The organism is Candidatus Pelagibacter sp. HIMB1517 (assembly GCF_052047895.1).
In the GTDB taxonomy this organism is placed as follows: Bacteria; Pseudomonadota; Alphaproteobacteria; order Pelagibacterales; family Pelagibacteraceae; genus HIMB114.
Genome location: NZ_JBNAIW010000001.1, coordinates 216,073 through 238,373, shown reverse-complemented (window position 1 = coordinate 238,373; position 22,301 = coordinate 216,073). Strand labels below are relative to the sequence as shown.

The window sequence follows — 22,301 nt, the reverse complement described above, 5'->3', positions numbered from 1 at the left end:
TCTTCAAACTGGACAGACTAACACATACCAAAATAAATTATTTTCTTTAGTTTTTGCGAAATGTTTAAATATTTAAACACCAAAAACTTTAAAAGCTTTCATGACCATTATCTTTTTTGGGTAAAAATTTTTTTTCTCACTCTAGTAATATTTGGTCTGATACTATCCCTCTTTTTATCTCCTGCAGATTATTTGCAAGGAGATACGGTAAGGATCATGTATGTCCATGTGCCAGCATCTTGGTTGGCTTTACAAATTTATGCAGTGATGTGTGTTTGCAGTTTTATTGCATTAATTTTTAAAAATAGAGTTTTTACAATAATAACAAAAAGTATTGCGCCCATTGGTTTTACTTTTTCATTAATATCACTCTTTACCGGATCAATTTGGGGCCAGCCGACTTGGGGCACTTTTTGGACTTGGGACGCAAGATTAACTTCAATGCTTATTTTAGTAATATTTTATATTGCATATATTCTTTCTTGGAAAATAATTACAAATTTTCATTTAGCAGAAAAATTATCATCTATTATTGCATTAATTGGTTTGGCTAATCTACCAATTATTAAATTTTCTGTAGATTGGTGGAATACTCTGCATCAGCCTGCAACAATTAAACTTACAGAAAGTTCTACAATTCATTCATCAATGCTTACTCCTCTTATAGTCATGTTTTTGTCTTTTCTTGCATTCTCAGTAATTATTTTTTTAATTAGATTTAAACTTGAAAGTTTAAATCTTAGAATTCATTCAAAAAGATAATGAACAATAAAACAAAGCAAAGATTAAGTTTTTTTTTAGTATCAGTCATTGCCTTCATAATAATTGGTAAATTTATTTATGAGTCATTATCAAAAAATACAGTTTATTTTTTTTCTCCAAGCGAGTTATATATTTCTACAGAGTTACCAAATGGATTAATTCGCATTGGTGGAATGGTAAAAAAGGGTTCTTTAATTAAAGAAGGTAACAAGTATTCTTTTATTATCACAGATTTTAAAAATGATATTTCAGTAAACTATATAGGTATCAAGCCCAATCTATTTGAAGAGGGCCAAGGTGCAGTTGTCGAAGGAAAATTAAGCACAAGAAATAGCTTAATGGCATCAAAAATATTAGCTAAGCATGATGAAAATTATATGCCGAAAGAAGTTGCTGATGCATTAAAAAAATCTGGTGATTGGAACAAAAATTATGGCAAGTAATTTTGCTAATGGAGTACTAATATTAAGTATTTTTTTTTCTTTTTTAAGTAATTTATTTTTTTTTCAAAAAAAATTTAATTTATCAATCAGATTATTTAATTTTTCTTCAATTTTAATTATTTTTACTTTTCTCTTGCTAATTTATTTTTTTTACTCATCAAATTTTAGTATTGCAGCAGTTTATGAAAATTCACATACGTTAAAGCCAATCTTTTATAAAATAGCTGGGACCTGGGGAAATCACGAAGGAAGTTTATTGCTTTTTATAGTTATTATTGCTGTTTACGGTTCTTTATTTTCTATTTTTTTTAACAAAGCAGAAAGTGAGAAATTTAAATCATGGGTAATTTTTTTTCAAAATAATTTATTTTTAATTTTTTTAATTTTTTTAATTACTACATCCAATCCTTTTGACATGATTATTCCTAGACCCATAGAAGGATTGGGTTTAAACCCTATACTTCAAGACCCTTTATTAGTGATTCATCCTCCATTTTTGTATTTAGGCTATGTTGGTTTTTCTTTAACTCTTAGTTTGGTTTTATCTGGTTTAGTAAATAAAAATTTAAATTCAAATTGGGCAATTATTAGCTGGCCATGGGTAATGATAGCGTGGGTATTTTTAACTATTGGAATTACTTTAGGATCAGTATGGGCATATTATGAACTTGGTTGGGGTGGATATTGGTTTTGGGATCCTGTTGAAAATGCATCTTTAATGCCATGGTTAGCGGGCACAGCACTAATTCATTCTATGCTAGTTTTAAAACTAAAGAATCAAATGAAAAGTTGGACAAGTTTATTGGCCATAATTACTTTTTCTTTTAGTTTATTAGGTACGTTTCTAGTGAGGTCAGGAGTGCTCAACTCAGTACATGCATTTGCTAACGATCCAGATCGTGGTGTTTTTATATTGATGATAATATTTATAATTACACTTTCGTCTTTAATAATTCACATTCTTTTTTCAGAAAAAAATAAACCAATTACTAATTATTTTTTATCAAAAGAAAGTTTTGTGAATTTAAATAATCTTTTTTTGTTGTTTTTTCTTTTTGTAGTTTTGTTAGGTACAATTTATCCGATAATTTTATCTATTTTTGATCAAACAATCTCTGTTGGACCAGTATATTACAACACTATACTCGCACCATTTGTTTTTATCTTTTTAGTTCTTATGTCCATCGGACCATTGTTAAAATGGTCTAATAAAATTAAACTACAAGCTTTATACATTTATATTTATATTTTTATTTTATGTTTAGTTTTATCTATAATCATAATTGTATTATCAAATAGCTATGATTTGATCTTATTTTTAGGGATAGCCTCATCATTATTCTTAATATTTTCGATTTTGGGCGAAATTTATAAAGGCAGTATTAGAGTTAAGCCTTTTTATTTGCCGAGGCTTTTGTCACACTTAGGCGTGGGTATATTTTTCTTATCTATTTTTCTTAACTCTTATTATTCTTACACAAAAGACTTTGAAATAAAAATTAATGAAACGAAAAGTTTTGATAATTTATCTTTAAAGTTTGTTGATCACAGTATTAGCAAAATAGAAAATTATTTAGAAATGAAAACTAAATTTGAAATCAGAAGTGGGAAAGAAGTATTTAATTTAGAACCCTCTGTTAGAAAGTATTTTCAACCAAATCAAATCACATCTGAGACAAGTATAAAACCAACTTTTTTTTCTAATTATTATTTAGCTATTAATTTTCCAGATTCTCAAAGTATAATTTTAGGCGCGAGATATTATTATAATTATTTAATTCATGGCATTTGGCTTGGCTTATTGTTAATTATTTTTGGAGGTTTTTTGAGTGTATTTAAAAAAAGGATTTAAAATATTAAGCTTAATATTAGCTTCAATAATTATTTTTTATTTTTTTTATTATTCTTTATTTAAAGAAAAAAAATTTAATCCAAAAGTCATGATTGGTAGTCAAATGCCAAATTTACAATCTAAAACATTGTATAAAAATAAAGTTTTGTCGGTTGCAAATATTGTTAGTAATGAAAAGTTTGTTGTTAATATTTTTGCATCCTGGTGCGCACCTTGCAAAATTGAGCATCCTGTTTTGATGCAATTAAAAAATAGTAAAATTAAGATTATTGGTATTAATTACAAGGATAGTCAAAAAAATGCCAAAGCATTTATTGAAAAGTATCAAAACCCTTTTGAAAAAGTTTTAATTGATAGCGATGGCGCTTTATCAATTCAACTTGGTGCGTTTGGAGTTCCAGAAACATTTTTAGTTGATAAAAATTTTAAAATTATTGCAAAGCATATTGGTCCAATTGACAATAAATTTGTTAAAAAGGTTATAAATTTAAAATGAAGTTTTTTTTAGTTTTTATTATTTCTTGGTTTAGTATTGCATATGCTAATGAGGTTCAGGATAGAACAAATTCAATTACTAAAAATTTACGTTGCCTTGTGTGCGAAGGACAGTCCGTTTATGAATCCAATTCAGATTTTGCGAAAGATATAAAAACCTTTGTTTCAAAAAAGATAAAAGAAAAGAATACTGATGAAGATATTTATGAATTTTTGATATCAAAATATGGAGAAGAAATAATATTAAATCCTGATTTTTCCAATAAATTTATATTTCTTTGGATAGCTCCTATCTTATTCTTTTTAATAGGTATTTTTTTTATTTTTAGGAGATCAAATGAAATTAGATAAATGTTGTCATATTTATATTTACAAAAAAACTGATTTAGAGCAAAAAAAAAGAAAAGTTTGTAAAAAGTGTGGTTTTATTGATTATAAAAATCCTAAAATCGTAGCTGGATCCTTAGTTGTTAAAAATAAAAAAATTTTATTATGTAGAAGAGCAATTGAGCCTAGTTATGGAAAATGGACTTTTCCGTCTGGATATTTAGATGCCAACGAAACTCCGGAAGAAGGAGCGATTAGAGAAGCAAAAGAAGAAGTAAATATTAAAATAAAATTAAAAAAATTATTCATTATTTTTACTGTTCGAAAAAAAAATTTAATTCAATTTGTATTTTTGGCTGATCACTTAAACAAAACCTACAAACCTGGCATTGAAACTCTCGAGGCAAAATATTTTAGTTTTGATGAGATACCATGGAAACACTTAGCCTTCCCCAGCGTAGCTTATGCCATTAAAAAATTTAAAAAATTGCCTAAAAGTTTGCCAATTTTTCATACTTTTGGCAAAGATTAAGTGTTTAATTTTTTTTTAAATATTATATGGGAGGTCTATGATTAAAATAAAAAAACTTCTTTTGATTGTCTCAATTTTATTGGGCTTGGTAAAGAATTCGAATTCCTTAGAAGTTTACCCGATGTTTGGCGCATGGGATTATAAACATGATACAGACGCATATGCAATTAATTTAAAATTTGTTGATAATGAAAACCCAGTCAAAACTAAATTTTTAGGAGAACTACAAAGAACTTATGATGCTTCATTTTTTATCGATATTAATGATGGTTTTAAAAATTTAGAACACAGCAATAACGATTGGAGATCGGAATTGTCTATTTATGCTGCAACAGGACTTGCAAAACCTTTACCAATTACTTCAAGTAAAAAATTAAACTTTATCCCAAGTTTCTCGTTGGGTTTGTACCAAGAGTTTGAAGAGGGTAAAGATATGGGTTACCCAATAGAGTTCAAAACTGAATTTGGATTAAAATACTCTTTATTTAAAAATTCTACAATAGGGGTTTCATGGAACCATATTTCAAATGCAGATATTGGATCTAAAAACCCAGGTTCAGATAACATCTTATTTTTGTTTAGAGTTAAAGAAAAATTCTAAAGAGATGAAAATTAGTGATTGTCACAATGTAGATGACTTTCGTAAACTCGCAAAAAAAAAATTACCTTCCCCTATTTTTCATTACATTGATGGTGGTGCTGACGATGAGAGTACCTTAAAGAGAAATACAGATTCTTTTAATAAATGTGACCTAGTTCCAAATGTTTTAACTGATGTGAGTAATGTTGATACTTCAACAACAGTACTGGGCCAGAAAATTGATTTTCCATTATTTCTTTCACCAACAGCTATGCATCAAATGTACCATCATGAAGGAGAACAAGCTACAGCAAGAGCTGCAGAGAAGTTTGGAACTTTCTTTAGTTTGTCAACAATGGGCACAAAAAGTATTGAAGAAGTTTCAAATATTTCAGGTGGCCCAAAAATGTTTCAATTATATATTCATAAGGACCAAGGTCTTACAGATAATTTGATAGAACGTTGTCAACGATCTGGGTTTAAAGCTATGTGTTTAACCGTTGATACTATTGTAGCGGGCAATAGAGAAAGAGATCATCGTACTGGATTTACAACACCACCAAAACTTACATTAGAAAGTTTGTTTAGTTTTGCTACTCATCTAGAGTGGAGCCTAAGATATTTGATGGGTCCAAAGTTTAAGTTAGCAAATATTTCTCACTTAACAAAAAAAGGATCGAGTATTGAGATATCAATTATGGATTATATTAATTCTCAATTTGATATGACAATGAACTGGAAGCATGCTGAATATGCTGCAAAAAAATGGAATGGACCATTTGCTTTAAAAGGAGTTATGTCTGTTGAAGATGCTAAAAGAGCAATTGATATTGGAGCATCCGCAATTATGATTTCAAATCATGGAGGTAGACAGTTAGACGGTTCGCGTGCACCATTTGATCAACTAGAGACTCTAGTTGATGCTGTTGGAGATAAAATCGAGATAATTCTAGATGGTGGAATTAGAAGAGGTACTCATGTTTTAAAAGCTCTGGCTCTCGGAGCAAAAGCATGCTCTATGGGAAAAGCATATTTATATGCATTAGGCGCTGGAGGTCAGCCGGGTGTCGAAAGAGTTTTACAAAAAATGAAAGATGAAATTACTAGAGGGATGACGTTAATGGGAACACGTAATGTTAATGAATTAACCAAAGATAAGATTGCGTATAGATAATGAAGATAGCTGATAATTTTTCAAGATTAGGTACTGAGAATGCTTTTGTTATCTTGGCAAAAGCAAAAAAATTAGAAAGCGAAGGAAGAGAAATTATAAATTTAGGTATTGGACAACCTGATTTTTTAACCCCAAAGCATATTGTAGAGGCAGGAAAAAAAGCATTAGACGATGGGCATCACGGATATACACCCGCTAACGGGACACAAGAACTAAGAGATGGTGTAAGCAGGCATATAAAAAAAATGTATGGTGCTGAAATAGACTCAGCAAGAGTTTTTATCGCGCCTGGTGGAAAACCTTCAATGTATTTTGCGATTATGATGTTTGGACAACCTGGTACAGAAATTATTTATCCAGAGCCAGGGTTTCCAATTTATGAGTCGGTAATCAATTATACAGGTGCAAAAGCAATTCCTATGTATTTATCTGAGAAGAAAAATTTTTCATTTAATGCAGATGAAGTGCTTTCGCTAATAAACGATAAAACAAGATTGCTAATAATAAATAATCCGCAAAATCCAACAGGGGGGCTTATTGATAAAAATGAGATTGATAAGCTTGTGCAAGGATTAAAAAAATACCCTGAAGTTGCAATATTGAGCGATGAAATTTACTCAAGACAAATTTATGATGGAAAAAAGATGCCGTCATTTTTTTACTATCCCGAACTCTATGATCGTTTAATTGTTATGGATGGTTGGAGCAAAACTTACGCAATGACGGGATGGAGATTGGGATGGAGTGTGTGGCCAGAAAGTTTAATTGATAAAGTTACTAGAATGGCAATCAATAGCTATTCATGTGTATCCGCTGCCAATCAAGTTGCAGCATTAGCAGCTCTAGAGGGACCCCATGGTTTTCTAGATGATATGATGGAAAAATTTGATAAGCGTCGAGAGTTAATTGTAAATGGATTAAATAGCTTACCCGGCATTAAATGTAATAATCCAGGGGGAGCTTTTTATACATTTCCTAATGTGAGTGAAACTGGGATGAGTGGAGATACTTTTGCTGAAAAATGTTTATATGATGCAGGCGTAGCGTTAGTTCCAGGTACTAGTTTTGGTAAATCATGTACAAATTTCGTGAGATTTAGCTTTGCAAATTCGTATGAAAATATTGAAAAAGCATTGGAGAAAATAAAAAAAATTCTCTAATATATAAATTATGCCATTAAAATTACCTGAAGCAGATACAACAATTATCCAAGATAAAAAAATTATTGTCCAAGATTTATTTAAAATTACTAGGAATATTATTCATTCAGACGAAGAAATTAAACCTTATGAAACTGATGGTTTGTCTGTTTACAGACAAAAACCTATCGCGGTAGTTTTGCCAGAAACAACTGAGCAGGTTTCCAAAATTTTAAAATATTGTCATAATAAAAAAATCAAAGTTGTTCCAAGAGGTGCAGGTACTGGTTTATCAGGTGGATCAATCCCTCTTGCCGATTGTATTTTGATGGGAATGGGAAAGTTCAATAAAATATTAGAAACCGATTTTGATAATAGGTGTGTAGTAGCACAACCATGTGTAGCTAATCTAGCGATTACTCAAGCTGTTCAACATAGAGATTTTTATTATGCTCCTGATCCATCAAGCCAATTAGCCTGTTCTATTGGAGGCAATGTTGCGGAAAACTCTGGTGGGGTTCATTCATTAAAATACGGTACAACAACAAATAATTTAATGGGTGTTGAAATGGTATTAATGGATGGGACTGTTTTAAAACTTGGTGGAAAGCATCTTGATTCAGAAGGTTATGATTTTTTAGGTCTTGTCACAGGATCTGAGGGCTTGCTAGGTGTTGTGACTGAGGTGACAGTTAGAATATTAAAAAAACCAGAATCTGTGAGAGCTGTCTTGATTGGATTTGATAGCATTGAAGATTCTGGAAACTGCGTTGCAGACATTATTGCAAAAGGCATAGTTCCAGCTGGAATGGAAATCATGGACAAGCCACTAATTATTGCAACAGATAATTATGCTAAAGCTGGGTATCCAAGAAATGTAGAAGCTTTACTGATTGTTGAATTAGATGGAACAACTAGTGAAGTTGATACATTAATTGATAAAGTTTTAGATATCGCAAAAATGAATAAAGCTTCTTACAACAGAGCAAGTAATAGCGATGAAGAAAGAATGAGATTTTGGAAAGGAAGAAAAGCTGCATTCACGGCTTGTGGAGTGCTGGCTCCAGACTATATCTGCATGGATGGTTCTATCCCAAGAAATAAATTAGCCGATGTATTAAGTTATATTAGTAAATTATCTAAAAAATATAAATTAGACGTAGCAAACTGTTTTCATGCAGGAGATGGAAATTTGCACCCACTAATTATGTTTGACTCTAATGATCCTGTTGAAATGAAAAAAGCAGAAGACTTTGGAGCTGATATTTTAAAGTATTGTGTAAAGGTCGGTGGGGTCTTATCCGGAGAACATGGTATTGGAGTAGAGAAAAGAGAATTAATGTGTGAGATGTTTAATGACAATGATATTCAACAACAGCTTAATATTAAAAATGCATTTGACTCAGAAAACCTTTTAAATCCAGGAAAAGTATTTCCAATTCTTCACAGATGTGCAGAAGGCGGAAGAATGCATATACATAAAGGTAAAGATAAGTTTCCAGATTTACCAAGGTTTTAATGCCAGATATTTTTTATCCTAAAACTGAACAAGATGTTTCAGATTTTATTTTTGATAATTATAATAAAAGTAACCCAATTGAAATTGTCGGGCATGGATCAAAAAAAATTGGAAGACTTATTCAATCGTCCCAAACTCTTAGTCTGAGCAGTATGTCTGGAATTCTTGAGTATTTTCCAGAAGAATTATACATAAAGGTTTTGCCTGGAACACCTCTCTTAGAAATAGAGACTACGCTTAAACAAAAAAATCAGTTTTTTGGTTTTGAGCCAAATGATTTAGGCTATCTCTACGATGGAAAATCAAATTCAGGAAGTATTGGAGGAGTAGTATCATGCAATCTTTCTGGTCCTGGTAGGTTTAAAAATGGAGCACTAAGAGATCATGTGCTAGGTTTTAAATCAGTGAATGGCTCAGGCGGAAAAGTCAAATCTGGTGGAACAGTTGTAAAAAATGTTACCGGTTATGATTTAAGCAAGATTATAAGTGGTGCTTACGGCACATTGTGTGCAATTACGGAAATAAATCTTAAAGTGTCACCTCTACCTGAATTTGAAGAAACATTTTTAGTAAATGACATAGATTATGCAGAAGCTATTGAAATTTTTAGAATAGCATTAGACTCTTCTCTAGAAATTTCTGGCGCATGTTTTTTTCCTGCAGCAAATGCATCTTTTTTGACTCTGAATGATGTAAAAAAAGATACATCTGTTTTAGGCTTGAGAATTCAAGGGCCAAAGGCCTCTGTGATTGAGAGGATGCAAAGTTTAAATAAAATGTTTAAAGACAAAGCAACTTCAATGCTTGATACTTATCAAACATCAATTTTTTGGAGAGAGATTAAAGATTTTGAGGGATATGCAAATTCTAAAGAGTTTGTATGCAAAGTCTCTTTACCTATTACTAATATGGTTAATTTTTTAAAATTCTTTGAAAAAACTAATTTTAAATATTTTTTAGACTGGGGCGGTAATATTGCTTGGTGTTCTTTAGAAAACCAAAGTGATTTGGATAAAATGAAAATTTTCTGTTTAAAACATGATGGCCACTTAACAGTTTTAAAAGCAAATGATAACTTCAGAAAAAGTGAGGAATTTTTGACTAATTCAAATTCCAATATAAAGATTTTATCAAAAAAATTAAAAGAAAGTTTTGACCCCAAAGGTATACTGAACCCTAACAAAATGTACGCAGGAATTTAATGCAAACTAATTTTAAAAAAGATCAACTTCTTGATCCTGAAATACAAAATTCAGAAAAAATTTTTAGAAAATGTGTTCATTGTGGAATGTGCAATGCAACTTGTCCAACTTATCAAGTATTAGGGGATGAATTAGATGGCCCGAGAGGTAGAATTTATATGATTAAAGATATGCTTGAGAACAACAAACCAGCAAACGAAAAAATAGTAAAACATATAGATCGTTGTTTGTCTTGTTATGCTTGTGTTACGACTTGTCCATCGGGTGTAGATTATTTACATCTTGTTGATCATGGCAGAAATCACATTGAAAGGACTTATAAAAGACCATTATTTGAAAAGTTGTTAAGAAATCTGTTAGCTTTTGTATTACCTAGGCCGAAATTATTTAAGTTTTTAGGAAGTTTAGCAATGTTTACAAAACCTGTTCATTCAGTCTTGCCAAAAAAATTAAAGCATATGATTTCTTTTATGCCTAAATCTTTTCCGAAATCAGAATATCCAGAAAATATTGTATTTAAACCCAGTAAAAAATCTATTTCAAAAGTAGCATTGTTAACTGGATGTGTTCAAAAGGCAATTTCACCCAACATTAATGACTCTTCAATAAATGTTCTTTTGAGACATGGAATTGAAGTTCATGTTTTAAAAGAAATAAAGTGTTGTGGATCATTAACCCATCACATGGGTAAGGAAGAAGCTTCTCATCAATATTTTGTAGAAAATATTAATGCTTGGCACAAATTAATTGAAAAAGAAAAAATAGATGCAATTTTAGTAAATACATCTGGTTGTGGAACAACAATTAAAGACTATAGTTTTATTTTCAAAAATCACCCAGACAAATCGCTTAGAAAAAAGGCAAAAGAGGTCAGTGAAATTGCTTTAGACATAACAGAGTATTTGGAAGAATCGATAAAACTTGATTTCACAAGAACAAATAACTCAAAAAGGTATAATATTGCTTACCATTCCGCATGCTCTATGCAGCATGGTCAAAAAGTACACAGTCAGCCTATAGAACTTTTAAAAATGACCGGTAATAATATTTTAGAAGTCCCTGATGGACATTTATGTTGTGGTTCTGCTGGCACCTATAATTTAATGCAAGAAGAAATGGCTTCAGAATTATTAAAAAGAAAATGCGAAAATATTAAAAAGATTAAGCCAGATTTAATTGCTGCTGGAAATGTTGGATGTATTACCCAAATAGAAAAAGGTATAGACATACCGATTGTTCACACGATTGAATTAATTGATTGGTTTACTGGCGGAAAAAAACCAGAGGGGCTAGGGAATATATGAAAAAAATTTTAGTTACAAGAAAACTGTTAAAGGAAAATGATGAGAGAATTAAAAATTTGTTTGATGTAAAATTAAATGAAAAGGATCAATTATATTCATCAGAAGAAATATTAGAGCTTAGCAAAGATTGTGATGGTATTTTAGCTTTTACGACCACACCTTTTAACAAAGACATGATTATGAATTTACCTGATAGTGTAAAAATAATTTCTAATTATGCAGTTGGTTATGGAAATATAGATGTTGAAGCAGCACAAAAAAGAGGAATAGTAGTTACAAATACACCTGAGGTTTTAACAGATGCTACAGCGGACATTTCAATCTTATTATTACTTGGTGCTTCACGAAGAGCTTATGAAGGAAGAAAGGCTGCTGAAAAAGAGAATTGGTTATGGTCAAGTGATTATTTAATTGGAAAGCAAATGACCGGAAAAAAATTAGGTATTTTGGGAATGGGAAGGATTGGAAGAGCTGTTGCAAAACGAGCTAGAGCTTTTGATATGGAAATTCATTATCATAATAGAAATCAGTTAAGCTCAGATCTAGAAGAGGGTGCAATTTATCATAAAGACATAAACGACTTATTTAGAAATAGTGAGTTCTTATCAATTAATTGTCCAGGCTCAAAAGATACAGAAAATTTACTTAATGAGGAAACAATTAAAAATTTTCCTGATAGAGTTGTCATAGCAAATGCGGCACGAGGAGAAGTAATTGATGATGATGCAATGATTAAAGCGATGAAAAGTGGAAAAGTATTTGCATTAGGTCTAGATGTTTACAGAGGTGAGCCAAAGATAAATAAAAAATATTTGGATTTAGATAATTTATTTTTGTTACCTCACTTAGGAAGCGCAACAAAAAAAACTAGAATTGCAATGGGTGACAGAGCAATTGATAATTTAGATGCTCTATTAAATCAGAACCAAGTACCCAAGGATAAAGTCAACTAAGCAACCTAAGGTTGTTTGAGCAGTTAATTTATCTGTAATTTCATTTAGCTATTGCAATAAATTAAGCTAATGTCGCAAGCGAATAAGATAGACAACGTATGATTGTTTGAGCTAAATTATGTCAGTTAAATTTAACTAACATGGGAGAAAAACACATGTCAAAAAAAAACGTTACGTCAAATTCAAGACGTAAATTTTTCAAAAAAGCAGCAGCAGTTACGGGTGCTACAGCAGCAGCTGTCGCAATGCCTAACGTTGGTGCTTGGTCAGGTTCACACGGAAAAACTGTGAAACTGAAAATGCAAGCTGCATGGGGCGGCGGTATCTTTTTAGAGATGGCGAAGCAATATGGAGACAGAGTAAATGCTATGGGTGGTGGTTCACTACAAATGGAAGTTTTACCTGTTGGTGCAGTTTTAAAAACTAAAGAAATCGCAGATGGTGTATCTAAAGGTGTAGTAGATGCTTCTCACTCAGTGACAGCATACTGGTACGGTAAAAACGCTGCTGCTTCTTTATTTGGTACTGGTCCTTCTTACGGATTCTCATCTCAAGAATTAATGGGATGGATTGAAGAAGGTGGCGGAAGAGCTTTATACGAAAAGACTTTAAAGAAAATCGGTCTTGATGTTGTAGGTTTCTTTGCTATGCCTATGCCTGCTCAGCCTTTTGGTTGGTTCAAGAAACATACTACAAAAGTTTCTCAGGTTAAAGGTCTTAAGTACAGAACAGTTGGACTAGCTACAAACGTTCTTCAAAAAATGGGAATGGTTGTAAGACAGTTACCAGGTGGTGAAATTCAACCAGCAATGAAAACTGGTTTGATTGACGCTGCTGAGTTTAACAACCCAACATCTGATAGAGACTTTGGTATGCAAGACGTTTCTAAGCATTATCACTTAGGAAGCTTCCACCAATCTCAAGAGATGTTTGAGATGCAGTTCAACAAGAAGAAGTACAACAGCTTATCACCAGCGCACCAAGCTATTATCAAGCACGCTGCTGAAGCTGCAAACACTTCAAACTACTTCATGGCATTAGTGAGATACTCAAATGACTTAGGAAGACTTATGAAAGAGTCTGGAGTTAATGTGTATCAAACTTCTGATGAAATCTTAGATGCTCAATTAGCAGCTTGGGATGTAGTTATGAAGGACTTTAGAAAAGATCCATTGTTTGATGAGATCGTAAGATCACAACAAGCATATGCTAAAAAAGTAATGAAGTATCTATTCATGAACCAGCCTAATTACAGACTGGCTTATACTAGAGCCTTCGGAGATCCATCTAAAGTTAAAATTTAGTTTGATCTAATTTAAAAAGGGCCTCTTTAGAGGCCCTTTTTTTTAATAGCAAAACTCTAATTATAAATATAGAAAGCGTCGTGGATTTCGTAAATAATTACATCAAGTTTGCAGAAAGTCTAAGTCGATGGGTTGGCAAAGGATTTGCATGGTGCATCGTAATTTTATGTCTAGGAACTGTTTATGAAGTAACTATGGCCTATTTATTTAATGCTCCAACATTATGGAACTTTGACTTTAGTTTACAAATGTATGGTGCTTTATTTTTAATGGCAGGTGCTTATACATTATCATGTGATGCGCATGTGCGAGGAGATGTAATTTATAGATTATTTTCTATTCCCACACAGGCAAAAATAGATTTAGTTTTATATTTTCTTTTTTATTTTCCAGGTATTTGCGCTTTAGCATTTTCTGGAATTGATTATGCAGGTAATGCTTGGCAATCAAAAGAAACAAGTTGGAATAGTCCAGCACAAATTCAGATTTATATGATTAAAACCTTAATCCCTGTTGCAGGTTTTATTCTTATTAATCAAGGTATTAGTGAAGTTATGAGATGCGTGATTGCAATTAAAACTGGAGAGTGGCCAGAAAGACAAGATGATGTTTTAGAGACTGAACAAAAATTAATGCGAGAAGCAAGAGAGAAAGAAGGATTATAAAATGTTTGGAATGACAAATCCAGAAACAGCACTATTTATGATGTGCATCTTCTTGTTCTTCGTTTTACTTGGATTCCCAATTGCTTTTACACTTTTAGCAATGGGTGTTGGATTTGGCTACTTTGCTTATTGGAACCCAGAAACAATGGAAAGTATATTTGATAACAGGATTTTTGATCTTGTTGTTCAAAATACATATTCTGTGATGGATAATCACGTCCTTACAGCAGTGCCATTGTTTTTATTCATGGGTTATTTGGTAGAAAGAGCTGGAATTGTAGCAAAATTATTCTTCGCAATTCGATTGGCTTCTCACAGATTACCAGCTTCAATGGCAGTTGCAGCATTGGTTACCTGTACTTTATTTTCTACTGCAACAGGTATTATTGGTGCGGTTGTTACTCTGATGGGTCTACTCGCATGGCCAGCGATGATTAAAGCAGGTTATGACAAGAAATTTGCATCAGGTATTATTTGTTCGGGTGGTTGTCTTGGGATTTTAATACCGCCAAGCATTATGCTTATTGTTTACGCAGTGATTGCTCAACTATCTCCACTTAGATTATTTGCCGCTGCAATGTTACCAGGATTATTACTCGCTAGTTTATATATTTTATACGCAATTGGTTTAGCAATGTGGAAGCCAGAATTAGCTCCAAAACCAAAAGCAGAAGAGATACCGCCAAGTAATGTAATTGCAAAAGAAGTTGTTGTATCGTTTTTACCTTTATTTACTCTAATTCTTTTAGTTCTAGGTACTATCCTTGCAGGAATTGCAACACCAGCAGAAGCTGCAGCGGTTGGAGCTTTTGGCTCTTTAGTCATGGCTTATTTTTATAAAACTTTAAAATGGCAGTCTTTTAAAGAATCAGTTTTCTTGACTGCAAAAACGTCAGCAATGATTATGTGGTTATTTATTGGTTCTTGGACTTTTGCATCAGTGTTTTCTTAATTTAGGTGGTCATGAGATTTTTGAACATTTTTTTAAATCAATGGATTTAGAACCTTGGCAGTTTTTAGTGATAACTCAAATTATTATTTTTTTATTGGGTTGGCCACTAGAATGGACTGAAATTTTAATTATCTTTGTACCAATTTTCTTACCTTTATTAGAAACTTTTGGAGTAAATCCATATTTCTTTGCAATGTTAATTGCTTTAAATCTACAAACCTCGTTTTTAACTCCTCCGATGGCAATGTCGGCATATTATTTAAAAGGTGTTCAAAAAAGTAACGTTGAATTAATGGATATATTTAAAGGTATTATGCCTTTCTTAGCGATCGTAATTTTAGCTATGATTATTATGTATAACTTCCCAGGTTTAGCATTATGGCTACCGACAGCATTATTTGGCCCAGCCTAATATAATTTATGAAAGACCTTTGTTTTTTATCAGCAACTGAGATTGCAAAAGGGTTACAGTCTGGTGACTTAAAATCAGAACAAGTTTTAGAAAGTTTTGCAAATAGAATTGCAGAATTTGAAGAAACTGTAAAAGCTTGGGAACATTTCGATAAAGACTTTATTTTACATAAAGCTAGTGAAGCTGATGATTATAAAAATATTGGAAGACCAATTGGACCTCTTCATGGTCTACCAATTGGAGTTAAGGATATTTTTGGCACAAACGATATGCCAACAAGGTGTGGAACTAATTTAGTTTCAGGAGTGCATACTAAAAATGATGCGTCAGTAGTAAGCTTTTTAAGAAACTCTGGTGCTCTAATTATGGGCAAAACAGTGACTACTGAATTTGCGTATTTTGACCCAGGAAAAACCACTAACCCTCATAATGAACAAAGAACTCCGGGTGGATCATCCAGCGGTTCAGCAGCTGCAGTTGCATCATATATGTGTCCTGTTGCTATCGGTTCACAGACAAATGGCTCAGTTCTTCGTCCAGCATCATACTGCGGAGTTATAGGCTATAAACCTACTTATGGCTTGGTATCAAGAAACGGAGTTTTAAAACAGTCTCATTTATTAGATCATGTTGGAGTTTTTGCAAGACACATCGAAGATATTGCTTTGATTACAAAAGAGATAGTTAGACATGATTTAAATGACACATCAACTATACCTTATTCAATTTCTAATATTACTGAAGTTTGCAAAGAAGAGCCTCCGTTTGATCCAAATTTTGTTTTTATTAAAACTTCAAAATGGAAAAATATGGATAAAGATGCAGTAAAAAGTTTTGAAGCATTTTTAAAAAAATATAGAAAAAATATAGAAATTGTTGATGCTCCCTCATACTTTGAAGATATTTTTAAATATCATCAAATCATTCATGAAACAGACATGGCTTATGCATTTTCAGACTATTATAAAAAATCTAAAAATAAATTAGGAAAAAAACTAGTTGAAGCAATTGAAAGAGGATTAAAATATAAATCTAGTGAGTATGTTGAGGCTTGTGAGAATAGAGATTATTTCTACAAATTATTTCAAGAAACATTTCAAGACTATCATGCAGTTTTAACGCCAGCTACTACAGGCGTTGCACCAAAAACTTTGAAGCAGACTGGTAGTCCAGAATTTTGTACTATTTGGACTTATCTGGGTATGCCTGCTTTATCTTTACCTTTGCTCGAGGGAGAAAATGGAATGCCACTGGGAATTCAAATTGTTGGAGAAAAGTTTGACGATTCAAGGTTATTGAGAACTTCCAATTGGTTAATTAATAAAGTAAAAGGAGACAGTAATGATAAATAAAATAGCTGCAATTCTAGGAACAGGTTTAACAATAATTTTTTTATTGGGCGTAACCATTACTTTGAACGCCTCGAACATGATTACTTTTTTTGATATTTTGCCAGTATGGATAATCATGGGTGCTGCAATTTTTATGATGATGATCGAAGTTTTAGAGATTTTTGATATTCATGTTGCGGACGCAATGGCAAAAAAATTTCTTAAAAAAAAATAATTTTTTAAATTGAAAAATAAAAAAAAGAATATTTCGTCTTTTTTTCAATTTTCATTATTGTTTATTCAACCTATTTTTATGACGAGCAACATTGCTATTGCTCGTGGAGCATTAGGCAATATTCCCCCAATTTCTTTAGCTTTCTCAAGATGGCTATTAGTTTTTTTGATTATATTCCCATTTATTTATCAATCTATTTTTAAGAAAAAAAAATATTTTAAAGAAGAGTTCTGGAAACTTACTTTTTTGGCATCCACAGGTTATGTGGGGTGTGGTGCACTTCCTTATATTTCAGGGTTAACTACTACAGTTACAAATATGTCAATTATTTATGCTTTGTCTCCAATTTTTATCGTTTTGTTATCGGCTTATATTTACAAAGAGAGATTAAAAATTTTCCAATATAGCGGGGTTATATTAAGTTTGTTTGGAGTTTCATTTATTATCTTTAAGGGTAATTTTAATAATTTTATAAATTTAAACTTTACTACAGGAGATCTTTGGATTTTCGGTGCAGCTGTTTCGTGGTCATTATTTTCAATTTTTTTAATAAATTGGAAAAGCAAATTCAGTATTATAGAGAGATTTACCTTAATGAGCTTTATTGGATCAATTATTTTAGCCCCCTTTTTTATTATTGAGCATTTATATTTTTTACCCACTACATTCGATACGATATATTTAGAGTTTTCATTAGTCGCTGCTTTATTTCCAGGAATTATTGCTTTTTTGATGTACACAAAATTGCAACAGGTAGTTGGTGCTTCAATAGCTGGACTGACAGTTTACTTGATGCCGATTTATGGCTCTATATATGGAATGATTTTGTTTTCAGAAAATCTTGTTAATTATCATTTTTATGGTGCTTTAATGGTTTTATTAGGAATATTTCTAGCTAAAAAAAAATATAAATGAAAATGATAAAATATTTTTTTTTACTAGGCTTATTATCTTATATTTCAATCTTATTACTTATGTTCTTGTTTCAAAGAGCTTTTATGTATCATCCAAATGTTAAAAATTTAGATCCAGTCCCTACTACATTTGAATATGAAGAAGTATTCATTCCTTCAGAAAAAAACATTGAGTTAAGATCTTGGTTTAGTTTTAAGCCAGAAAATAAAAAAACTGTATTATTTTTTCATGGAAACGCCGGAGAACTGAGTGCAAGAGTTTATAAATTGAATAAATTTAGTGAAATTGATGTAAACTTTTTAATTATTTCATGGAGAGGTTTTAGTGGTAATAACGGTAAACCTACTGAGAAAGGCTTGTATCAAGATGCAAAAAAAGCTGTTGAATGGCTTCAAAATAAAGGAATTAATAAGAAAGACATTATTCTCTATGGAGAATCTTTAGGAACAGGAATTGCGGTAGAACTTGCAAGTAAAGATAATTTTTCAGGAGTAATATTAGAGTCACCTTATACTTCTATGGTTGATATGGGAAAAAGGTTTTATCCCTTTATCCCTGTAAGTCTTTTTCAAAGAGACCGTTATAACTCCATAAAAAAAATTAAAAAAATCAATTCTCCTATTTTAGTATTACATGGAAAAGCTGATACACTTGTCCCTTACTATATGGGAAAAAAAATCTATGATAATGCTAATGAACCGAAGTATTCATATTTCCCAACTTTTGATAATCATATGATGGCTTATGATCAAGATATGGTTAATACATTAAAAAGTTTTTTAGATCTTAGTGCTAAGCGATAGGTAAGCCATTCTTCACTTTTTGAGAGGGATGAAACAATACCACTTTACCATCCTCTTCTATTGCACCAAGTATTAAAACTTCTGAATTAATTCCAGCTATATTTCTTGGTGGAAAATTACAAACCGCCATGACTTGCTTATTAATTAATTCATTCGTTTTATAGTAGCTTGTAATTTGCGCAGAAGAAGTTTTTATTCCAATTTTTTCTCCAAAATCAATTTTTAAAACGTAGGCAGGTTTTCTAGCCTTTTCGTTAATTGATGCTTCTAAAATTGTACCGACACATATTTGAATTTTATCATAGTCCTCATATGTGATTTCTTTTTTCATTTTAATTATTCTTTGCCAAAAAGGCTTTTACAAAATCTTTTGCCACAAAAGGCTGGAGGTCATCTACTTTTTCCCCAACGCCTATTGCGTATATAGGTAATTTATATTTTTCAGTAATAGACAGTAAAACACCGCCTTTAGCTGTTCCATCTAATTTAGTCATGATTAAACCAGAGAGTTTAGAAATTTTATTAAATTCTTCAATTTGGTTAAGAGCATTTTGTCCCGTAGTTGCATCTAGAACAATAATTGTTTTTTCTGGTGCGTTCTCGTCAATTTTTTTCATTACTCTTATGATTTTTGAAAATTCATCCATAAGATTTTTTTTGTTATGTAATCTACCAGCTGTATCAATTATACAGTAATCATAATTATTTTGCTTTGCCTTTTCCAAAGTTTTAAAAGCAACTGCAGCTGGATCAGTACCAGGATTAGACTTTTCTATATCTATAGAATTTTTTTGACACCAATTATCTAATTGTTCAATTGCAGCTGCTCTAAAAGTATCTGCAGCACCTACAATTACCTTAGAATTATTATCTTTTAAAATTTTACACAGTTTTCCAATAGTTGTTGTTTTTCCAGTCCCATTAACGCCACACACTAAGATTGTTTTAAGTCCATTTGATTTGTTAAAAATATTTTCTTCTACAGGCTCTAAAATTTCTAGCATTTCATTAGTTAAAATTTCTAAAAAATTTTTTTGATTTAACTCTTCATCACTAAATTTTTTATTTTTAATATTTTGAATAATTTTTTCAGTTAAAGGAAGACCAATATCTGAAGAAATCATAAAGTCCTCAAGATCTTGGAGAATTTCATTTGATGGTTTTGATTTTTTAAAAATATCATTAATTCCGTTACCAAAATTTTTTGATGTTTTTTTTAATCCCTCAGAAATTTTTTGAAAAATTTGCATTAGACTTATATTGTTGCCTCGAGGTGATTAGGGTTGTACCCCGTGATTTGTGCAGGTATTATTTGACCTTCTTTTAAAGAATTTTTACTAGATATTTTTACCTTTAAGTAATTTTCTGAGTAACCAAAAGAATTTTTTTCAGTAAGCACATTTAAAGTTTTCCCTACAGTATCTTTAAATTTATCTTTCATTTTTAATTGACCCTTTTCTCTAAGAATTTTTGCTCGTTCTTTAATTATATTTTTAGGAACTTGAGGCATTTTAGAAGCAGGCGCTTTCTCCATTGGAGAAAAAGGAAAAATATGTAAGAGTGTTAAATCACATTCATCAATAATTTTTAAAGTATTATGAAACATCTCTTCTGTTTCTGTAGGAAAACCAGCAATTAAATCTGCTCCAAATATAACTTCAGGACGTGCTAGTTTTATTTTGTTACAAAAGTCTATGGCATGCTCTCTTTGATGTCTTCTTTTCATTCTTTTTAAAATCATATTATCACCTGATTGCATTGATAAATGAAAATGCGGCATAACCCTTTTTTCTGATGAAAGAATTTCAAATAATAAGCTATCAATTTCTATAGAGTCCAAAGATGATAATCTAAGTCTTTTTAGTTCTTTATTATTTTTTAAGATCGCTTCAACAAGTTTTCCTAAATTTACTTTTTCATCTAGATCAGGACCGTATGAGGTTAAATCAACACCAGTAAGAATGATTTCATTAAAACCTTTTTCATTAAGTATTTTAATTTGCTCTATAATATTATTAATTGGCAAGCTTCTTGAATTTCCTCTGCCAAAAGGAATTGTACAAAATGTACATCTATGATCACAGCCATTTTGAATTTGTATAAAGGCCCGCGAATGATTTTCAAAACTTTCAATGAATTGAGGAGCTATCGTTTTAAGCTCCATAATATCTGATATTTTATTTCCAATTTTTTCATTTGAAATTTTTAAAAATGTTTCAAACTCCATTTTTTCTTTATTGCCAATTACATGATCAACTTCACTCATACTAAGAAAAGTTTTGCTGTCTATTTGAGATGCACAACCTGTCACTATTATTTTTTTATTAGGATACTTTTTTTTAAATTTTCTTATATCGTCAATAACTTTTTTTTTTGCTTCATTTGTGACTGAGCAACTGTTAAACAAAATATAATTCTTTAGGTTTGCTTTCTCTAAATGTTTTTGCATAACTTCAGATTCATAAATATTGAGTCGACAACCATAAGTTATGATATTTTTACTTAACATTATAAGCTAACTTCTATTTCTTTTTTTTCTGATACTGGGCCAGTCATCATCATCGTTTTGTCAGAATTAATTTTAATCAGCAAATGTCCTTTTTGAAAATGTATATTAACTGGATTTTTAGTAAGTTTTAAATCTGATGCTATATAAGCAGTTGCACATGCTGCAGTTCCGCAAGCTAATGTTTTGCCAGCTCCTCTTTCCCACACATTAATATCTATGTTATCTTCATTTTGTATATCTGCAAAAGTAACATTTATTCTATCTGGAAAATATTTTAAGCTTTCAATTATTGGTCCAATTTTTTTTAATTTTTCATCAGATATTTTTTCAAAAAAAACAATGTGTGGATTTCCCACGTTTATCAAATGACCCTTTAATTTTTTACTATTAATTTCAATTAAAAAAGGATTATTTTGTACATCATTAGTGACTGGTATTTCTGATAGTTTAATTTTTGGTTTTGGCATTATAACATTAATTAAATTATCAATATTTTTAGATCCGGTATGTACAAAGTTATTAACTTTAAATGTTACATTATCTCTATTTTTTTCTTTTATTAAAATATCTGAGATACATCTGTTGCCATTTCCACAAGCGTCTGCCATTTGACCATCTGAATTAAAATATTTTATTTCAGCATCAGCTTGAGTTGAATTTTCTATATAAATTAACTGATCAAAACCAATTCCTTTTTCTCTGTTAGAAAGCTTTAAAATTTGTTCTGGATTTAAAGAGATTTTTTGGTTTCTATTATCAATTATTAAGAAATCATTTCCTAAACCATCCATTTTAAATGCTTTAAATTTCATAATTATTTAGTTTTAGACCGTTTTCTTGACTTTATAAACATATCTATGTAGTTTCAGCCCACTTCCAAGAAAAAGGTAGTC

The 22,301-nt window shown here is 31.0% G+C and carries 23 protein-coding genes and 1 pseudogene; 20 read left to right on the top strand and 4 right to left on the bottom strand.

Translation table 11 applies throughout. From position 1 onward, the window contains the following. Positions 1–60 precede the first annotated feature (60 nt). From ACTTAT_RS01390 to ACTTAT_RS01295, 20 genes and pseudogenes are all read left to right on the top strand, one after another. The gene (locus ACTTAT_RS01390; RefSeq protein WP_440679260.1) at positions 61–762 is read left to right on the top strand and encodes a heme ABC transporter permease; all 702 of its coding nucleotides are present in this window, start codon (positions 61–63) and stop codon (positions 760–762) included. Further along, positions 762–1,205 carry a cytochrome c maturation protein CcmE gene (ccmE, locus tag ACTTAT_RS01385; protein WP_440679258.1) on the top strand — a complete coding sequence of 148 codons (444 nt, stop codon included), beginning with the start codon at positions 762–764 and terminating at the stop codon, positions 1,203–1,205. Before ACTTAT_RS01390 ends, ccmE begins: the two co-directional genes overlap by 1 nt. Then, the gene (locus ACTTAT_RS01380) at positions 1,195–3,057 is read left to right on the top strand and encodes a heme lyase CcmF/NrfE family subunit (protein ID WP_440679257.1); all 1,863 of its coding nucleotides are present in this window, start codon (positions 1,195–1,197) and stop codon (positions 3,055–3,057) included. The genes ccmE and ACTTAT_RS01380 overlap by 11 nt, the downstream gene beginning before the upstream one ends. Continuing rightward, complete coding sequence (locus tag ACTTAT_RS01375) at positions 3,035–3,553, top strand: redoxin family protein (RefSeq protein WP_440679256.1); 519 nt, start codon at positions 3,035–3,037, stop codon at positions 3,551–3,553. Before ACTTAT_RS01380 ends, ACTTAT_RS01375 begins: the two co-directional genes overlap by 23 nt. Next, the gene (locus tag ACTTAT_RS01370) at positions 3,550–3,903 is read left to right on the top strand and encodes a cytochrome c-type biogenesis protein (RefSeq protein ID WP_440679255.1); all 354 of its coding nucleotides are present in this window, start codon (positions 3,550–3,552) and stop codon (positions 3,901–3,903) included. The genes ACTTAT_RS01375 and ACTTAT_RS01370 overlap by 4 nt, the downstream gene beginning before the upstream one ends. Beyond that, positions 3,890–4,411, top strand: coding sequence for an NUDIX domain-containing protein (locus tag ACTTAT_RS01365; protein WP_440679254.1), 522 nt, complete (start codon positions 3,890–3,892; stop codon positions 4,409–4,411). Before ACTTAT_RS01370 ends, ACTTAT_RS01365 begins: the two co-directional genes overlap by 14 nt. A gap of 37 nt (positions 4,412–4,448) precedes the next feature. Further along, positions 4,449–5,012, top strand: a complete 564-nt coding sequence (locus ACTTAT_RS01360; RefSeq protein ID WP_440679253.1) for an acyloxyacyl hydrolase — start codon at positions 4,449–4,451, stop codon at positions 5,010–5,012. 4 nt (positions 5,013–5,016) lie between these two features. Further along, positions 5,017–6,165: an alpha-hydroxy acid oxidase gene (locus tag ACTTAT_RS01355; protein ID WP_440679252.1), complete on the top strand. Its 1,149-nt coding sequence runs from the start codon at positions 5,017–5,019 to the stop codon at positions 6,163–6,165. Then, positions 6,165–7,325, top strand: coding sequence for a pyridoxal phosphate-dependent aminotransferase (locus ACTTAT_RS01350; RefSeq protein WP_440679251.1), 1,161 nt, complete (start codon positions 6,165–6,167; stop codon positions 7,323–7,325). Before ACTTAT_RS01355 ends, ACTTAT_RS01350 begins: the two co-directional genes overlap by 1 nt. A gap of 10 nt (positions 7,326–7,335) precedes the next feature. Continuing rightward, positions 7,336–8,823, top strand: a complete 1,488-nt coding sequence (locus ACTTAT_RS01345; protein WP_440679250.1) for an FAD-linked oxidase C-terminal domain-containing protein — start codon at positions 7,336–7,338, stop codon at positions 8,821–8,823. Then, positions 8,823–10,025: an FAD-binding protein gene (locus tag ACTTAT_RS01340; RefSeq protein ID WP_440679249.1), complete on the top strand. Its 1,203-nt coding sequence runs from the start codon at positions 8,823–8,825 to the stop codon at positions 10,023–10,025. The genes ACTTAT_RS01345 and ACTTAT_RS01340 overlap by 1 nt, the downstream gene beginning before the upstream one ends. Continuing rightward, positions 10,025–11,329, top strand: coding sequence for a glycolate oxidase subunit GlcF (glcF, locus tag ACTTAT_RS01335; protein ID WP_440679248.1), 1,305 nt, complete (start codon positions 10,025–10,027; stop codon positions 11,327–11,329). The genes ACTTAT_RS01340 and glcF overlap by 1 nt, the downstream gene beginning before the upstream one ends. Beyond that, positions 11,326–12,282 carry a 2-hydroxyacid dehydrogenase gene (locus ACTTAT_RS01330; RefSeq protein WP_440679247.1) on the top strand — a complete coding sequence of 319 codons (957 nt, stop codon included), beginning with the start codon at positions 11,326–11,328 and terminating at the stop codon, positions 12,280–12,282. The genes glcF and ACTTAT_RS01330 overlap by 4 nt, the downstream gene beginning before the upstream one ends. A gap of 140 nt (positions 12,283–12,422) precedes the next feature. Next, complete coding sequence (locus tag ACTTAT_RS01325) at positions 12,423–13,586, top strand: TRAP transporter substrate-binding protein (RefSeq protein WP_440679246.1); 1,164 nt, start codon at positions 12,423–12,425, stop codon at positions 13,584–13,586. 80 nt (positions 13,587–13,666) lie between these two features. Continuing rightward, positions 13,667–14,251, top strand: a complete 585-nt coding sequence (locus tag ACTTAT_RS01320; RefSeq protein ID WP_440679245.1) for a TRAP transporter small permease subunit — start codon at positions 13,667–13,669, stop codon at positions 14,249–14,251. Between the two features lie 10 nt (positions 14,252–14,261). After that, a pseudogene (locus ACTTAT_RS01315) lies at positions 14,262–15,615 on the top strand (TRAP transporter large permease). A gap of 8 nt (positions 15,616–15,623) precedes the next feature. Then, the gene (locus ACTTAT_RS01310) at positions 15,624–16,967 is read left to right on the top strand and encodes an amidase (protein ID WP_440679244.1); all 1,344 of its coding nucleotides are present in this window, start codon (positions 15,624–15,626) and stop codon (positions 16,965–16,967) included. Beyond that, entirely contained in the window at positions 16,957–17,181 is a 225-nt protein-coding gene (locus tag ACTTAT_RS01305) for a hypothetical protein (protein WP_440679243.1), read from the top strand. Before ACTTAT_RS01310 ends, ACTTAT_RS01305 begins: the two co-directional genes overlap by 11 nt. Positions 17,182–17,190: 9 nt before the next feature. Further along, positions 17,191–18,096, top strand: coding sequence for a DMT family transporter (locus ACTTAT_RS01300; protein ID WP_440679242.1), 906 nt, complete (start codon positions 17,191–17,193; stop codon positions 18,094–18,096). Between the two features lie 2 nt (positions 18,097–18,098). Next, on the top strand, positions 18,099–18,899 hold the full coding sequence (locus ACTTAT_RS01295; RefSeq protein WP_440679241.1) for an alpha/beta hydrolase: 801 nt from the start codon (positions 18,099–18,101) through the stop codon (positions 18,897–18,899). Here the strand turns inward: ACTTAT_RS01295 and ACTTAT_RS01290 are convergent. Genes ACTTAT_RS01290 through dapF form a run of 4 tightly spaced genes read right to left on the bottom strand, consistent with a single transcriptional unit; the run spans position 18,889 to position 22,220 of the window. After that, on the bottom strand, positions 18,889–19,230 hold the full coding sequence (locus ACTTAT_RS01290) for a tRNA-binding protein (RefSeq protein WP_009373208.1): 342 nt from the start codon (positions 19,228–19,230) through the stop codon (positions 18,889–18,891). The two genes, ACTTAT_RS01295 and ACTTAT_RS01290, sit on opposite strands and share 11 nt — an antisense overlap. A gap of 1 nt (position 19,231) precedes the next feature. Next, the gene (gene ftsY / locus ACTTAT_RS01285; protein WP_440679240.1) at positions 19,232–20,149 is read right to left on the bottom strand and encodes a signal recognition particle-docking protein FtsY; all 918 of its coding nucleotides are present in this window, start codon (positions 20,147–20,149) and stop codon (positions 19,232–19,234) included. A 5-nt stretch (positions 20,150–20,154) separates the two neighbouring features. Then, positions 20,155–21,408, bottom strand: coding sequence for a tRNA (N(6)-L-threonylcarbamoyladenosine(37)-C(2))-methylthiotransferase MtaB (gene mtaB / locus ACTTAT_RS01280; RefSeq protein WP_440679239.1), 1,254 nt, complete (start codon positions 21,406–21,408; stop codon positions 20,155–20,157). Further along, positions 21,408–22,220, bottom strand: a complete 813-nt coding sequence (gene dapF / locus ACTTAT_RS01275; RefSeq protein WP_440679238.1) for a diaminopimelate epimerase — start codon at positions 22,218–22,220, stop codon at positions 21,408–21,410. The genes mtaB and dapF overlap by 1 nt, the downstream gene beginning before the upstream one ends. Positions 22,221–22,301: the final 81 nt, after the last annotated feature.